Here is a 15,183-nt window from a genome sequence, read left to right as displayed (position 1 = left end):
CGCTCAGAACATCTTTCGATAGACGACGAAGCCCGAGCGTTCGCCGACCTTGTCATAAAGCTTCATCGCCGCGTGATTGGTTTCATGCGTCAGCCAGTATACTCGGCCGGAACCGGCCACCTGGGCGCGCTCGTAGACGCCTTCGATCAGCGCCCGGCCGACGCCTTTGCCGCGCGAGGCTTCGTCGGTGAAAAGATCCTGCAGATAGCAGTTCGGCGCGATTGCCGTCGTGCTGCGGTGGAACAGGTAGTGGACGAGGCCAAGCAACTCGCCTTCGTTTTCCGCGACCAGCGCATGCACCGGCTCAGGCGTCGAAGAAGCGGGACCACGTCATTGCGGTGATCTCGCTTGCCAGCGCCGTCTCGCCCGAACGGCCATAGAACGCGTTGTAGCCGTCCCACAGCGGCAGCCATCGGTCGAAATCCTGGCGTGTGCCGGGGCGGATGGTGACGGGGTTGGACATGGCTTGACCTGTCGTCGTTGACATGGGTGATACAGGGCTTCGAAGAGAGCGCAGATCGCTACGTCCGGCAATGGGCCAGTCGTTCGCAAAGCTTTCGACCGGTCCTGCAAAGGTCGCGGGCGCGCCTTGCTTGACGCTTCGCAGCCGTGCCTCTAGGACGTGCCGCAAGCTAGCCTGTGTCGCCGAGGCCACCGTGACGATTGAAATCCCAGCCCATATGCATCCCAGCCGCTCATTCCAGGGGCTGATCCTCACTTTGCACAATTACTGGGCGGCTTATGGCTGCGTCATTCTCCAGCCCTATGACATGGAGGTCGGCGCCGGCACCTTTCACCCGGCAACGACGTTGCGCGCGCTAGGGCCCAAGGGCTGGAACGCCGCCTATGTCCAGCCTTCGCGCCGTCCCAAGGACGGCCGCTATGGCGAGAATCCCAACCGGCTGCAGCACTATTACCAGTACCAGGTGATCCTGAAGCCCAATCCACCGAACCTGCAGGAGCTTTACCTCGGCTCGCTTGCGGCGATCGGCGTCGATCCTCTGCTGCACGACATACGCTTCGTCGAGGACGATTGGGAAAGCCCGACGTTGGGCGCCTGGGGGCTTGGCTGGGAATGCTGGTGCGACGGCATGGAGGTGTCGCAGTTCACCTATTTCCAGCAGGTCTGCGGCATCGAATGCGCGCCGGTGGCGGGGGAACTCACCTACGGCCTGGAGCGCCTGGCCATGTATGTGCAGGGCGTCGACAATGTCTACGACCTCAACTTCAACGGCCGCGAGGGCGCCGACAAGGTGACCTATGGCGATGTGTTCCTGCAGGCCGAGCAGGAATATTCGCGCCACAATTTCGAATACGCCGACACGGCGATGCTGCTCAGGCATTTCGAGGACGCCGAGGCCGAGTGCAAGGCGCTGCTCGAGGCCGGCGCGCCGGCCTCGAACGACAATCTGCCGATGCACAAGATGGTCTTCCCGGCCTATGACCAGTGCATCAAGGCCAGCCATGTCTTCAATTTGCTGGACGCGCGTGGCGTGATCTCTGTCACCGAGCGCCAGAGCTACATTCTGCGTGTGCGCAATCTGGCGAAAGCCTGCGGCGAGGCGTTCTTGAAGACGCAGGCCGGTGGATTGGCGGCCTGAGCCTCAAGCGCCCTCGGTCATTTGGAGGGAAGCATTGATCGGCGGCAGGATCTGGCCGCTCGGACCAGCCATTGTCCTTAGCGCCTGCCGCACGCCCGGCATCGAGAAGGCGCCGTGGGCCTGCGCGGTGAAGCAGGCGCTGAGCGCAAGGATCTGAAGAAGTCTGGATGCCGTTTTCATCGTCGTTCAGCCAATAGTTCCCTGCCTGAGCGTGGGTCGCTTCAGCGCAGCTTTCGGTTCATGGAAATCTTTGATCCAAGGACGGGCGGGTTCGGCTCGTCCCGACAGGCCTATTGAAATTTATGGAAAGGGTGACAGCGGCCAGCCGAGTTGCTATGCCCCGCCCGGACCACTCTCCCGCATGAGCTGACCCCGATGCCTGACCTGCTTCTTGAACTTCGTTCCGAGGAAATTCCTGCCCGCATGCAGCGCAAGGCGGCGGGCGATTTGAAGAAGATGCTGACCGACGGTCTGGTCGAGGCGGGTCTCACCTATGAGGCGGCGCGTGAGTATTGGACGCCCCGGCGCCTGACGCTCGATATACGCGGGCTCACCGCACGCTCAAAAGACATTCACGAGGAAATCAAGGGTCCGTCGACATCGGCGCCAGAACAGGCGGTCCAGGGCTTCCTGCGCAAGGCCGGCCTGTCTTCGATCGCCGAGGCGCATGTCCATTCTGACCCGAAGAAGGGCGACTTCTACGTCGCCCATATTTCGAAGCCGGGCAGGGCGGCCGAAGAGATCATCGCCGGACTGGTGCCTGACATTATCCGCGATTTTCCGTGGCCGAAGTCGATGCGCTGGGGACCGGCCTCGGCCAAGCCGGGCTCGCTGCGCTGGGTGCGCCCGCTGCAGTCGATCCTGTGCACCTTCGGCCCCGAGACCGAGGAGCCGGTGGTGGTCGATTTCGAGATCGACGGCATCCGTTCGGGCAACATCACCTACGGCCACCGTTTCCTCGCGCCCGGCGAAATCACCGTGCGCCGCTTCGACGATTATGTGGGCAAGCTGGAGGCGGGGAAGGTCGTGCTCGACGCCGATCGTCGCAAGGAGATCATCCTCGCCGACGCCCGCAACCTCGCCTTCGCCAACGGGCTCGACCTGGTCGAGGACGAGGGCTTGCTTGAGGAAGTGTCGGGGCTGGTCGAATGGCCCGTCGTGCTGATGGGCGAGTTCGAAGAGGCTTTCCTTGCCATTCCGGCGGAAGTGATCCGGTTGACCATCCGCGCCAACCAGAAGTGTTTTGTCACGCGGCCGCAGGGGGAAAGCGAGGCGCTTTCCAACCGCTTCATCCTCACCGCCAACATCGAGGCGAAGGACGGCGGCAAGGAGATCGCCCACGGCAACGGCAAGGTGGTGCGCGCCCGCCTGTCCGATGCGCTCTATTTCTGGACTACCGACCAGGGCGATTTGCCGGACCTTGACCAACTCCAGGCATCAGCCGAGAAGTTCGGGCTCGATCTGAAAAAGCCGCTCGACCAGCGCATGGCGCGGCTCGACCATCTCAATGTGACCTTCCATGCCAAGCTCGGCACGCAGGGCGAGCGGGTGGAGCGCATCAAGCGATTGGCGGAAGAATTGGCGCCGGTCGTTGGCGCCGATCCCACGCCCGCGGGCCGTGCGGCGGTTCTCGCCAAGGCCGATCTCACCACTGAAGTGGTCGGCGAGTTTCCCGAATTGCAAGGCACCATGGGCCGCAAATACGCGCTGCTGCAGGGCGAGCATCCATCCGTGGCCGCGGCCATCGAGGAGCACTACAAGCCGCAAGGGCCGTCCGATTATGTGCCGAGCGATCCAGTGTCGGTCGCCGTGGCGCTCGCCGACAAGCTTGATACGCTGGTTGGTTTCTGGATCATCGATGAAAAGCCGACTGGGTCGAAGGACCCCTACGCATTGCGCAGAGCCGCGCTTGGGATGGTGAGGCTGACTCTGGAGAATGGAACACCGCTATCGCTTCTTTCCACCATGGCCAAACATCGAAAGACCACTGTTGACCAGATCGATGAAAGGCACGCCAGGGAGCAGGCCGAGTCAGGCGGCGACCATGCGCACGGGCGCGGGCAAGTCGGCGACGGGAAGTCTGTGGATCGAGACCTCCTCGCCTTCTTCCACGACCGCCTGAAAGTCTACCTCCGTGACCAAGGCGCCCGTCACGATCTCATCGACGCCGTGATCACACCTCAGTCCGACGACCTCCTCCAGATCGTGCGCCGCGTCGAGGCGCTTGGCTCTTTCCTTGACACCGAGGACGGCAAGAATTTGCTCGCCGGCACCAAGCGTGCCGCCAACATTCTGGCCGCCGAGGAGAAGAAGAAAACGGCCGTCGCCGAAACCGTTGAGCCGGCGTTGTTCCGGCAAGATGCGGAGAAGTCGCTGTTCGCCGCGGTGAATCAGGCCGAGAAGCAAGCCGGCGAAGCGATTCAAAACCAAGACTTTTCGGCTGCCATGATGGCGCTTAGCGTGTTGCGTGAACCCGTTGATTCATTCTTTGAGCATGTTCTCGTGAATGATGAGGACCTGTCCGTGCGTGCCAACCGACTGGCGCTGCTCGCGCGCATTCGCACGGCTACCGGTCAGGTCGCGGATTTCTCGAAAATCGCTGGTTGAGAAGCACTTTTCCGAAAAGTCGGCACCGATTTTCTCAGGACAAACGGTTTCCGTTTGTCCTGAGATCACGCCGGGATAGAGGGGCCTCAGGCCCCTGGAAAAATATGTTCCGGCCGGCCCTTCGAGCCGGCTTACAGTCATATGACGATGATCTCTCCGTGGCAAAAGGGGCGTGTTCCCCACCCCAACGGAGGCTTCCATGAATTCCGATCACGAAATCGAAGTGACAGAAGAAACCTCGGCTCCTGCCGAGCCGCTTGAATCCGCTTCCGAAACCGCCCTCGATCACGCCGCTGCGATCACGGTCGAAGCCGCTGATCCGTCTGACGAAGACGGAGATGGCGATGACGAGGAAGGCGACGATGAAGACGGCGAAGAGTCTGACGAAGACGACGCCGATGACACCGTGAAGGCCGAAGGCGATGACGCCGAAGAATCCGAAGACGGCGAGTCCCAAGACGACGACGACAAGGAAGAAGCAGCCTGATTTTCAGTTAACAGGTTCTCGAGGGCGGCGCTTTCGCGCCGCCCTTCCGCCGTCTTCCCAAATTGATTTGATCAGTTCTCCAGGATGCTGACGCGCACGCTGTTTTCATAGACGTCGACCTGGATCAGCGGCTCGCCATTGACGATGGCGCGCTTGGTCGAGGAACTCATCGCGCCAGGGCGCTCCAGCATGCGCTGCAGGTCGGCGCGCTGGTCGTTGGTCCTGAACCAGGCGTCGCCCTCGTCGTCGCCGTCGCGGCGATGGAATTTGTGCCAGTTGGCGCGGTCTTGCCGCACCATCTGCGCGGCGCCATCCAGCGCATAGCCGTCGCTCGCCTGGTGGTCGCGATCAGAAATGCGCGCGACATAGGATCCCAGCATGTCGTCCGCTTGGGCCACGCCACCAAGCAATGACGCCAACAGAAGCCCTGCCACGGTAACGGTCTTCGAATTTTTCATGAGCAACCCCCTCTGCCTTGAACGATGCAATTGCGTCCGCTGGAGCCACTTGGCGAAAATCAGCCGCAGGGCCGCCAGCAAGATACTCTAGACGAAATTCGCCGGACAGTGGTGCGCAGGACGCCAGACCGCCGTCAAGCCGCTGCGCATTTTGCCCGTCCGGTTTGCGTGGTCGCTACTTGACCTTGCCGGCTCCTGAAGCAGGCTGGTGGGCTGGCGGTGGCGGCGCGGCTGCCGCCGGTGCCGCTGCTTTCCCGTGCGCTGCCGGCGCTGGGGCTGCCGAGGCTGTCGCCGTGGCGGGGGCGGTTGGGGTGGCTGGGGCCGTTGCCGCGGCCGGCGCCTTGGCCTGCATGGGTGTCGAGAAAGCGCCGCCGACGACGCCGCCCCTAATGATCATCGGGCTCTGCGCGAAGGAGTGCCTCGCCTCGGCCTTGCCGGGGATTGCCGCGACCTTTTCGTAGGTGACGTCAGGCTCGCCAAGCACAACGACGGACACAACATCGCTCGCCTTGCCGTCGGCCGCCTTCAGCGCAAGGATGGAGGGTGTCGAGGCCGGCGCACCGGGAAAGACCAGCGACGAGGCCTGAGCCCCGCCACCCATTGAGGCCAAAGTGATGGCAAGCGCTCCCCAGATACGAACAGACACCGACATAGCTCCCATTGCCCAGAAGCCGCACGATAGTACTCGGCGATTGATGCCGGCTTTCGTGGAAAGATAGCATTTTAGGAATTGATGAATTGCCAATGCCCGCTTGCCCCGGCGGCCCCGTCGTATTACGCAGCCGGCATCCGCGAGGTGACGAGAGTGGCTGAAATACTTGCCGTCGGCGAAGCGATGGAACCGGCGTTGGCGCTGCTCCTGGGCGGCGATGTCGTCGCCATCCCGACGGAAACCGTCTACGGGCTTGCCGGCGATGCCACCAACGGCATTGGCGTGGCGCGCATTTTCGAAGCCAAGGGGCGGCCGCGTTTCAATCCGCTGATCGCCCATGTCGCCGACATGGCGATGGCCGAACGCATCGCCTCGTTCGATCCGCTGTCCAGGAAGCTCGCGCTTGCCTTCTGGCCGGGTCCGCTGACGCTGGTGCTGCCACAACGCCCCGGCAACGGCATTCATCCGCTGGTCACGGCCGGGCTCGACACGATTGCCGTGCGCATGCCGAGGGGTTTTGGCGGCGACCTGATCGCCAGGCTTGGCCGACCGCTTGCCGCGCCCAGCGCCAACTCATCCGGCAAGATCAGCGCGACGACGGCGCAGGCGGTGGCTGCGGATTTAGGCGGGCGCATCAAACTGGTGGTCGATGGTGGCGCTACGCCGGTCGGGCTGGAATCGACCATCGTCAAGGCCGAAGGCGAAAGGTTGCGCCTGCTTCGGCCCGGCGGCATTGCCGCCGACGAGATCGAGGCGGCCATCCGCATGGAGCTGCTGCGCGGCGGCATTGCCGGCGTCGAGGCGCCGGGCATGCTTGCCTCGCACTACGCACCGGGCGCGGCTGTTCGGCTCAATGCCGGCACGGTTGGTGAAGGAGAAGCGTTGCTTGCCTTCGGCGACCAGCGCGCGGAAGGCTGGCGCGGCGCGACCGCTTTCCTCAACCTCTCGCTGTCAGGTGACCTGCGTGAAGCGGCAAGCAATCTCTTTGCCTACATGCAGGATTTGGACCGTAGCGGCGCGCGGATTATCGCCGTCGAGCCAATTCCCTTTGACGGGCTCGGCGAGGCCATCAACGACCGGCTCTCCCGTGCCGCCGCTCCTCGTGACAACGCACAGCCCACAACGTAGTTTTCCCAGATGACCGCAACCGCAAAGACACTCGATCCCGCCCTCATCGATCGTTTCGCGGCGATCGTCGGCGACAAATATGCGCTGCGCGACCAGCAGGACATCGCGCCTTATCTGATCGAGCGACGCGGCCTCTGGCACGGCGCGACGTCCCTGGTGCTGCGGCCGGGCAGCGTCGACGAGGTCAGCCGGATCATGCGGCTGGCGACAGAGACCGGAACGCCGATCGTGCCGCAAAGCGGCAACACCGGGCTGGTCGGCGCGCAGGTGCCGGACAGATCCGGTCGCGAGATCGTCCTGTCGCTATCGCGGCTGAACCGCGTCCGCGAGATCGATGTGCTGTCCAATACGGTCACGGTCGAGGCCGGTGTCATCCTGCAGACCTTGCAGGAAGCGGCCGATGCCGCCGACCGGCTGTTTCCGCTGTCGCTCGCCGCGCAAGGCTCCTGCCAGATCGGCGGCAACCTGTCGTCCAATGCCGGCGGCACCGGCGTGCTGGCCTATGGCAATGCGCGCGAACTGTGCCTCGGCGTCGAGGTGGTGCTGCCGACCGGCGAGGTGTTCGACGATTTGCGCAAACTGAAGAAGGACAACACCGGCTACGACCTGAAGAACCTGTTCGTCGGCGCCGAAGGCACGCTCGGTGTCATCACCGCCGCCGTGCTCAAACTGTTCCCGAAGCCGAAGGGGACGGACGTCGCCTTCGTCGGCCTGTCGTCGCCCGAAGCCGCCCTTTCCCTGTTCAGCCTGGCCATGGACCGCGCCGGGGCCGCACTCACGGCCTTCGAACTGATCGGCAAGCGCCCGTATGACTTTACCCTTGCGCACGCCCAGGGCGTCGTGCGGCCGCTGGCCGAAGACTGGCCCTGGTACGTGCTGATGCAGATATCGTCCGGCCGCTCAGCGGAGGATTCTCGGGCGCTGATCGAGGATGTGCTTTCGGCGGGTCTAGAGCAGGAATTCGTCGGCGATGCCGTCATCGCCGCCAGCCTCGGGCAGGGCGATGCCTTCTGGGATTTTCGCGAGCTGTTGCCCGAGGCACAAAAGCCGGAAGGCGCTTCGATCAAGCACGACATTTCGGTGCCGATCGCATCGATACCGCGCTTCATAAGGGAGGCCGCCGGCGCCGTGGCGTCAGTGAGCGCCGGCGCCCGCGTGGTCTGTTTCGGCCATATGGGAGACGGCAACCTCCATTATAACATTTCACGGCCCGTCGATGGCGACGACGAGGCGTTCCTGGCGCTCTATCATGCGATGAACAAGGCCGTGCATGACGTGGTGCGCAGCCTGCACGGTTCGATCTCGGCCGAGCACGGCATCGGTCAGTTGAAGCGCGACGAACTGATCGCCACCGCGCCGCCGATGGCCATCGATCTGATGCGCCGGGTAAAGGCTGCCTTCGATCCGGCGGGCATCATGAATCCTGGTAAGGTTATCTGATCCTTTCACCATCCTGTGGCTGGTGGCATTCCGATAACCATCCCTGAGATCAGCAAAATTTAACCGACTTTCTTAAGCGCGGCGGTAAGGAGCCGGCGCTACTGTTTCCCCATAACGAGGCCGGGAAAACTGGCCCGGAGAGAACCGGACACCGGCTCTCAGGAGACAGACAGGAAGGCGCTCTATGAACGTGAACACTGGACTGAAGCCAGTCTGGGCGGGACGCAACATGCGTCTCGACCCATTCCGCCTGCCGCAGGTGGTGAGCTATGCCACGCGCGACGATTATGGCGACGTAACCTTCACCATCGACCAGCGCGGCGCAGTGATCCGCCGCCTGCTCGAGATGAGCGGCCTGCCGGCGATCATCGTGCTGCCCGCCAATGCATTTCGCGGCGTCGCCGCCCGTGCGATGGAGGATCCGGAAGGCAATGTCACGGTGACCCTGGAACTCCTGCACAACGATCCGATGCTGTCGGTGCCGCTGCTGGTGGCCGACGATCTCGAAGACGTCGCCGCCGACTGGCGCGCCTGGGCCGACGCCTACCGTCTGCCGATGCTGCTGATCGAATCCGATGGCGTCGCCCGCACCCTGGAAGAATCGCTCGGGGCCGCCATCAAGACATTGCCGCCGCGGGAGCGCCGCAAGGGCCGCGTTTCCAATATGCGCCGCCCCCGCTTCCTTGCCCGCCGCAGAGCCGGTGACCTCGGCCTCAGGCTGGTGATCGGCGGTGAGGAGATCATTTCAAGAGACTAGCGTTCTTCTCCCCGTCTAGAGACGGGGAGAAGGAAAAGCCACTACACCAGCGGCTTCAGCGCCACCCACAGTGCGCCGCCGATCAGGCCGAGGAAGATCAGCCAGCCGACCTGGTTATTCGACCGAAACAGCCGCAGGCACTGGTCTGGATCGTCGATATCCAGAACCGCGATCTGCCGGGCCATGTGGGCGCCGGCGGCGATCAATCCCGCCAGTGCCACCACCGGGGCCTGCGCCGAGGCGAAGGCGATGGCGAAGCAGATCAGCGTACCGCCATAAAGCCCCGCGAGCCATGCCTTGGTGTTGTCGCCGAACAGCCGCGCGGTCGAACGTACGCCGACAATGGCGTCGTCTTCCTTGTCCTGGTGGGCATAGATCGTGTCATAGCCGATCACCCACAGGATCGAACCGATATAGAGCATGACGGCGGGGCCATCGAGATCACCGAACTCGACCGCCCACCCCATCAGCGCGCCCCAGGAAAAGGCGAGGCCGAGAAACATTTGCGGCCAGTTGGTTATCCGCTTCATGAATGGGTAGACGGCGACGATCACCAGCGAGCAGACGCCGAGCAGAATGGCAAAGCTGTTGAACTGCAGGAGAACCGCCAGGCCGACCAGGGCCTGCAGGAAAAGAAACAGCCAGGCCCGCCGGCGCGTGGTCTGGCCGGACGGTAGCGGGCGTGAGCGGGTGCGTTCGACCTGGTTATCGATGTCATGGTCGACAATGTCGTTATAGGTGCACCCGGCGCCACGCATGGCGATGGCGCCAATCAGGAAGAGCACAAGGTACAAGGGCGCCGGCAGCAGCGAGAGCAGCGGGTCGCCTGGGCGCGGATAGGCGCTCGCCGCAAGTGCGGCCGACCACCAGCATGGCCACAAAAGCAACTGCCAGCCGATCGGCCTGTCCCACCGCGCCAGTTGCGCATAGGGCCAGATGGCGCGCGGCAGCACGCGATAGACCCAATGGCGGCTCGGCGCATCGGCGACGCGACCCTGGGCCGCTTTTGACTGGACAGGTTCCATTGGCATGGAGTGGCAGCAGCGGCGGAAACCGTCAAGCGGCAAGCGGCAAGCGGAGGAGCGGCGGCCGCCAACCCCTCACGACGCGAAGATGTCGCGTGTGGAAAACCAGACTTGCGCCACCGCGATGAAAGCCAGCGCCGCATTCGACACGCGCTGATGCGTATCGTGGGTGAGAATGATGCGCTGCATGGGCAGCGGATCCGACAGCGGTTTGCAGATGAGGCGCAAGCCGTCATAGCTGCGGTCGCCATGCGGGCGGGTATAGCTGACCGCGACGCCGAAGCCGTTGGCCACCATGCTGCGCTGGAGTTCGAACGAACTTGTTCGCATGTCGGCCACCGGCGACAGGCCACGGCCGCGGAACAGGTCGAGCATATGCTGCCAGCTATGCGGCTGGTCGGTCGTGATCAGCGGGTAGGCGGCCAGATCCGCCAGGCTGACCTCGGGGCGGCCCGCCAGTGCATGGCCCGCCGGCAGCAGCGCATGCGGCCGAAGCTCGTGCAACAGGATGCGGGCGAAATGCGACGGCAGGCCGAGATCGTAGCTGAGGCCGAGGTCGACGGTGGCGTCCGCGAGGCGTCGCCCGAGCGTCTCGAACGTCTCGTCACGGACGACAACCGCGACCCCTGGATGGCGTTCGGAGAAGGCACGGATAAGGCCCGGCGCGAAATAGGGCGCCAGATCCTCGAAGCAGCCGAGCACCAGCTCGCCACCGATGGCTGAATTGCCCGACCCCAGGCTCATGAGTTCGTCGGTCTCGGCAAGAACCTGCTTTGCCTTGGCTACCACGACACGGCCGAAGGAGGTCAGCGAAACGCCGCTTCCCCGCTGGCGTACGAATAGTTTTTGGCCGAAATCCCTTTCGATGGCGTCGATGGCCACTGAAATCGACGGCTGCGAAATGTTGATTGCCCGCGCCGCGCCGGTGACGCTGCCATGGCGGGCGACGGCGATGAGATAGCGGAGTTGCGTGAGAGTGAGACTCATAGCCAGAACCTATGTGTCAGATGAGAAGTTATTATTTTACGGAATGAGAGGACATTGCGATAGTGGCGTCGATCCTGAGAGGAGGACACCATGGCTTCCCAAACCGCAGCGCAGCCAATCGACACCGAAATCATCGATGCGCAGACAATCGCCGACTACCAGCGTGACGGCGCGGTCTGCATCCGCGGCGCCTTCAAGGGCTGGGTCGACACGATTGCCGCCGGCATTGAGCGCAACATGCGGAGCCGCAGCGCCACCGCGTCCGACATCGCTGGCGGCAAGGGCAGCTTCTTCGACGATTACTGCAACTGGGAGCGTATCCCTGAATTCGTCGATGTCGTGCGCAATTCGCCGGCGGCGCAGCTGGCGGCCGCGGTGATGCAGTCGCGCACCGCGCAGTTCTTCCACGACCATGTGCTGGTCAAGGAGCCCGGTACGCAGAAACCGACGCCGTGGCACCAGGACATCCCCTATTATTTTGTCGACGGCCAGCAGACGGTGAGCTTCTGGATCCCCATCGATCCGGTGAAGGAAGCGACGCTGCGCCTGATCGCCGGCTCGCACAAATGGGACAAGATGATCCTGCCGGTGCGCTGGCTGGACGATGGCAATTTTTACGCGACCGAGGGCGATTACCGTCCGGTGCCCGATCCCGACACCGATCCGCCGATGAAAGTTATCGAATGGGAGATGGAGCCGGGCGACGCCATTCTGTTCGACTTCAGGACGGCACACGGCGCGCGCGGCAATATGACCGCGGCCCGGCGCCGGGCGTTGTCGCTGCGCTGGGTCGGCGACGATGCCCATTATGTCGAGCGACCGGGCCGCACCTCGCCGCCCTATCACGGCCATGGCATGCAGCCGGGACAGAAGCTGCGCGAGGATTGGTTTCCGGTGGTCTTTCAGGGCTGAACGAGTGCCGGAATAGGGGGCGGCGGTGGCTGGCGCCCTATTCGACAGGGATAACGTTCCCGTGCGCAATCCACCCTGATGCCTTGACCCGTCGCCCAGAGAGCAATAGCGGGTTGTTCTCTCTATGGGATAGGCGGCATCAAGAGGTGGCCATGAACGTTCTTCTTCTCGGCTCCGGCGGCCGCGAACATGCGCTGGCCTGGAAGATCGCCGCTTCGCCGCTGCTGACCAAGCTCTACGCGGCCCCCGGCAATCCGGGCATTGGCAGCGAGGCCGAACTGGTGAAGCTTGATATCACCGATCACGCCGCGGTCGCCGCCTTCTGCCGGGAGAAAAAAATCGATCTCGTCGTGGTCGGCCCGGAAGGGCCGCTCGTCGCCGGCATCGCCGATGATCTGCGCGCCGAAAACATCCGCGTCTTCGGGCCTTCGAAGGCCGCCGCGCGGCTGGAAGGCTCGAAGGGTTTCACCAAGGACCTCTGCGCCCGGTACAACATTCCGACCGCCGCTTATGGCCGGTTCGGCGACCTGGCCTCGGCCAAGGCCTATGTCGAGAAGACAGGCGCGCCGATCGTCATCAAGGCCGACGGGCTCGCAGCTGGCAAGGGTGTCACCGTAGCCATGACGATGGACGAGGCACGGGCGGCACTCGCTTCCTGCTTTGACGGGTCCTTTGGTGCTGCCGGCGCGGAGGTGGTGGTCGAGGAATTCATGACCGGCGAGGAGGCGAGTTTCTTCTGCCTCTGCGACGGCACCACGGCGCTTCCCTTCGGCACCGCGCAGGACCACAAGCGCGTCGGTGACGGCGACGTCGGTCCCAACACCGGCGGCATGGGCGCCTATTCGCCGGCCCCGGTAATGACGCCTGACATGATCGAGCGCACCGTGCGCGAGATCATGGAGCCGACGATGCGCGGCATGGCCGAGCTTGGCGCGCCTTTCGCCGGGATTCTGTTCGCCGGATTGATGATCACGGAAAGCGGGCCGAAGCTGATCGAATACAACACCCGCTTCGGCGATCCCGAGTGCCAGGTGCTGATGATGCGGCTCAGGGATGACCTGCTGGTGCTGCTCAATGCCGCGACCGATGGCCAGCTCGCGCATATGTCGGTGCGCTGGCGTGACGAGGCGGCGCTGACCGTCGTGATGGCGGCCAGGGGCTATCCCGGCACACCGGAGAAAGGCTCCGTCATCCGCGGCGTCGAGGACGCCGCCGGTGAAGGCGTCCAGATTTTCCATGCCGGCACCGCAATCAATGGCGGTGCGCTGGTCGCCAATGGCGGCCGTGTGCTCAATGTCACGGCGAGCGGCGCCACGGTCGGAGAGGCGCAGGCGCGGGCCTATGCCGCCCTCGACCGCATCGACTGGCCGGACGGGTTCTGCCGCCGCGACATAGGCTGGCAGGCCGTGGCACGCGAGCAGGCCGGCTGAAGCTCCGACCGGGTGGCGGCTATTGCTGACCTCGGTCGAGGGTTGTCGAAGCGGTGCTGACCGGGTCGGCCGCGGCAAAGGCGGCGTCAAGCTGTTCGGGGGAACGCTGCCCGCCCCGCTTCCAGGCCACATATTGGACAATGCCGAACCCCGGCCGTCGCGGCACCGTCTTCACGACTGGCATGCGGAACCCGTCGCGAAATTTTGACCACCGCGAACCAAGCACGGCGACCATTTCCTCGAAGGTCGGCGGCGTCGCCACATCGGCATAAATGATGGTGGCCTTGCCGGCGAGCGCGGCTTCCCGCGAGAGCGGCACTGGTACGCTGGCAAGATAATCGGCAGGCACGTCGATCAGGCCACCGAAAGGCCATTGCTGGCGCAGAGTGACGGCATCCGTGGGCGCCACGTTGACGTCGATGTTGTCGGGTGTGCCGGCAACCCTGTAGGGGCAACGGAAGCGGCCGCAATTGGCCTGCGTCGAGAACTGCCAGAGCGCGTAGCCCTGCCAGTTGCCCATCGGAAAATGCACGTCGATGTCAGGCTTATAGCGCGCGTACCAAAGCGGCAGCCGCGACAAGAGCCGGTATTTGTAGCGGTTGTCGGCGATATATTGGGCGGTCTTGCCGTTGGTGTAGAGCACCGGGAAGCGGCCGATGCGCCGATGCACCTGGCGGGCGAACTCCTCGGCATCGTCGAGCGACATCCATTGCGAGGGATCGATGCCCTCGATGTCGAGGGCCATGAGGTCGTCCGGTGCGGGGTCGGCGAAATCGAGGAAATTATTGGCCTGTTCGACCGGATTGCCGGGACGCGCGAGATGATAGGCGCCCCATTTCATGCCGAGCGCCTTGGCCACGACCCTGCGTGTCTGGAACAATTCGCGCGTCACCGCGTGGCGTTTCCACAATGCCTTGCACAGTTTCACGTCAGTGTCGCCGCCGAAACAGAAATAGGGCGGCGGCATGCCGTCGGAAGCCTTGTTGATGAAGGCGACGATGCGCTTGTCGGTGGCAAGCTGGGCCCAGTCGATGGAATTGTATTCGTAGGCGTCGATGACGAGCGCGCGGTCAGCGCTCTTCCACGGCTCGGAGAAGTCCGAAGCCTTTGCCGCCGTGCCCAGCACAATCGCTGCCGCGAAAGCGAGAAGCGCCGTGCGGCGAAGGAGGCGCGCCGTCCTTTTCAAAACAGGGAATCCCCGTTGATCAAGGGTAAATCCTGGACCGCTATGGTTAAGAAAATATTTCTCGGACCCTGGTGCGGGATAAGCTAGCGCCGGCTGAACGGTTGAAATTCGAACGGGTCGGGCGCAGGCTCCTGTTGCAGCGTACCTTCGGCGGCGCGTTTGCGGTGGTGGGCAAGCGAGCATCGCGGCGAGCACAATATGCCGCGCTCCGACCAGTAGGCGGCACCATTTCCCAGGTCGCCGTGATAATAGGAAAACCCGGTTGCCCGATAGGGCAAACCGCATTCGATGCAGCGATAGGCGTCAGGTCTGGCAAGCATGAGAATGTTCCGGTCGCGGGTTTTCCGTCGCCGGTCGATTTGGTCCGGCTATCTGTCGAATTTAATACAGCCCCGCCTGATTGCAAAATCAGCGTGACAAAATTTGACGTTTACGTAAAAAGGCGATGGGAGACCGCCCAAAGGCGGATGGTTTTGCGGCGGCACTGGCCCTAGGGTCGGCGAGGCCGATGCA

At 63.6% G+C, this 15,183-nt stretch carries 15 protein-coding genes and 1 pseudogene; 8 read left to right on the top strand and 8 right to left on the bottom strand.

Going from position 1 to position 15,183, the window contains the following annotated elements; all coding sequences use genetic code 11:
- Window positions 1-3: 3 nt before the first annotated feature.
- A pseudogene (locus FJ954_RS12025) lies at window positions 4-463 on the bottom strand (GNAT family N-acetyltransferase).
- Between the two features lie 193 nt (window positions 464-656).
- On the opposite strand from FJ954_RS12025, the gene FJ954_RS12020 reads away from it, so the two are divergent.
- A complete protein-coding gene (locus tag FJ954_RS12020; RefSeq protein WP_140661436.1) occupies window positions 657-1,601 on the top strand; it encodes a glycine--tRNA ligase subunit alpha in 945 nt (314 codons plus the stop codon).
- A 3-nt stretch (window positions 1,602-1,604) separates the two neighbouring features.
- On the opposite strand, the gene FJ954_RS31555 is transcribed toward FJ954_RS12020, so the two are convergent.
- A complete protein-coding gene (locus tag FJ954_RS31555; protein WP_181174086.1) occupies window positions 1,605-1,781 on the bottom strand; it encodes a hypothetical protein in 177 nt (58 codons plus the stop codon).
- A gap of 195 nt (window positions 1,782-1,976) precedes the next feature.
- Here FJ954_RS31555 and glyS point away from each other — a divergent pair, with 195 nt between their 5' ends.
- The gene (glyS, locus tag FJ954_RS12015; RefSeq protein ID WP_140661435.1) at window positions 1,977-4,208 is read left to right on the top strand and encodes a glycine--tRNA ligase subunit beta; all 2,232 of its coding nucleotides are present in this window, start codon (window positions 1,977-1,979) and stop codon (window positions 4,206-4,208) included.
- A gap of 199 nt (window positions 4,209-4,407) precedes the next feature.
- Window positions 4,408-4,695: an ATPase gene (locus FJ954_RS12010; protein WP_140661434.1), complete on the top strand. Its 288-nt coding sequence runs from the start codon at window positions 4,408-4,410 to the stop codon at window positions 4,693-4,695.
- A 71-nt stretch (window positions 4,696-4,766) separates the two neighbouring features.
- Here the strand turns inward: FJ954_RS12010 and FJ954_RS12005 are convergent, their stop codons facing one another.
- Both FJ954_RS12005 and FJ954_RS12000 read right to left on the bottom strand, forming a co-directional pair.
- Window positions 4,767-5,153 carry a hypothetical protein gene (locus FJ954_RS12005; RefSeq protein WP_015318834.1) on the bottom strand — a complete coding sequence of 129 codons (387 nt, stop codon included), beginning with the start codon at window positions 5,151-5,153 and terminating at the stop codon, window positions 4,767-4,769.
- Window positions 5,154-5,328: 175 nt separating this feature from the next.
- Window positions 5,329-5,805 (bottom strand): hypothetical protein, encoded by a 477-nt coding sequence (locus FJ954_RS12000; RefSeq protein ID WP_224622699.1) that lies wholly within the window; start codon window positions 5,803-5,805, stop codon window positions 5,329-5,331.
- A 153-nt stretch (window positions 5,806-5,958) separates the two neighbouring features.
- Between FJ954_RS12000 and FJ954_RS11995 the strand changes: the two genes are divergently transcribed.
- The 3 genes from FJ954_RS11995 (at window position 5,959) to FJ954_RS11985 (ending at window position 9,130) form a co-directional block, all read left to right on the top strand.
- Window positions 5,959-6,933, top strand: coding sequence for an L-threonylcarbamoyladenylate synthase (locus FJ954_RS11995; RefSeq protein ID WP_041163507.1), 975 nt, complete (start codon window positions 5,959-5,961; stop codon window positions 6,931-6,933).
- A gap of 9 nt (window positions 6,934-6,942) precedes the next feature.
- Window positions 6,943-8,373, top strand: coding sequence for an FAD-binding oxidoreductase (locus FJ954_RS11990; protein WP_015318831.1), 1,431 nt, complete (start codon window positions 6,943-6,945; stop codon window positions 8,371-8,373).
- A 190-nt stretch (window positions 8,374-8,563) separates the two neighbouring features.
- Complete coding sequence (locus FJ954_RS11985) at window positions 8,564-9,130, top strand: DUF6101 family protein (protein ID WP_041163896.1); 567 nt, start codon at window positions 8,564-8,566, stop codon at window positions 9,128-9,130.
- A gap of 41 nt (window positions 9,131-9,171) precedes the next feature.
- On the opposite strand, the gene ubiA is transcribed toward FJ954_RS11985, so the two are convergent.
- Both ubiA and FJ954_RS11975 read right to left on the bottom strand, forming a co-directional pair.
- Window positions 9,172-10,155, bottom strand: a complete 984-nt coding sequence (gene ubiA, locus FJ954_RS11980) for a 4-hydroxybenzoate octaprenyltransferase (RefSeq protein ID WP_181171521.1) — start codon at window positions 10,153-10,155, stop codon at window positions 9,172-9,174.
- 75 nt (window positions 10,156-10,230) lie between these two features.
- A complete protein-coding gene (locus tag FJ954_RS11975) occupies window positions 10,231-11,142 on the bottom strand; it encodes a LysR family transcriptional regulator (RefSeq protein ID WP_140661431.1) in 912 nt (303 codons plus the stop codon).
- 90 nt (window positions 11,143-11,232) lie between these two features.
- Here FJ954_RS11975 and FJ954_RS11970 point away from each other — a divergent pair, with 90 nt between their 5' ends.
- Entirely contained in the window at window positions 11,233-12,054 is an 822-nt protein-coding gene (locus FJ954_RS11970) for a phytanoyl-CoA dioxygenase family protein (RefSeq protein ID WP_140661430.1), read from the top strand.
- A gap of 152 nt (window positions 12,055-12,206) precedes the next feature.
- Window positions 12,207-13,484 (top strand): phosphoribosylamine--glycine ligase, encoded by a 1,278-nt coding sequence (purD, locus tag FJ954_RS11965; RefSeq protein ID WP_140661429.1) that lies wholly within the window; start codon window positions 12,207-12,209, stop codon window positions 13,482-13,484.
- 19 nt (window positions 13,485-13,503) lie between these two features.
- Here the strand turns inward: purD and FJ954_RS11960 are convergent, their stop codons facing one another.
- Both FJ954_RS11960 and FJ954_RS11955 read right to left on the bottom strand, forming a co-directional pair.
- Window positions 13,504-14,613, bottom strand: a complete 1,110-nt coding sequence (locus FJ954_RS11960) for a glycoside hydrolase family 25 protein (RefSeq protein WP_140661631.1) — start codon at window positions 14,611-14,613, stop codon at window positions 13,504-13,506.
- Between the two features lie 140 nt (window positions 14,614-14,753).
- Window positions 14,754-14,990 (bottom strand): hypothetical protein, encoded by a 237-nt coding sequence (locus FJ954_RS11955; RefSeq protein ID WP_140661428.1) that lies wholly within the window; start codon window positions 14,988-14,990, stop codon window positions 14,754-14,756.
- Between the last annotated feature and the right edge of the window lie 193 nt (window positions 14,991-15,183).

Source organism: Mesorhizobium sp. B2-3-15 (genome assembly GCF_006442875.1).
Classification (GTDB): Bacteria; Pseudomonadota; Alphaproteobacteria; order Rhizobiales; family Rhizobiaceae; genus Mesorhizobium; species Mesorhizobium australicum.
This window is presented reverse-complemented; position numbering and strand designations above follow the sequence as displayed.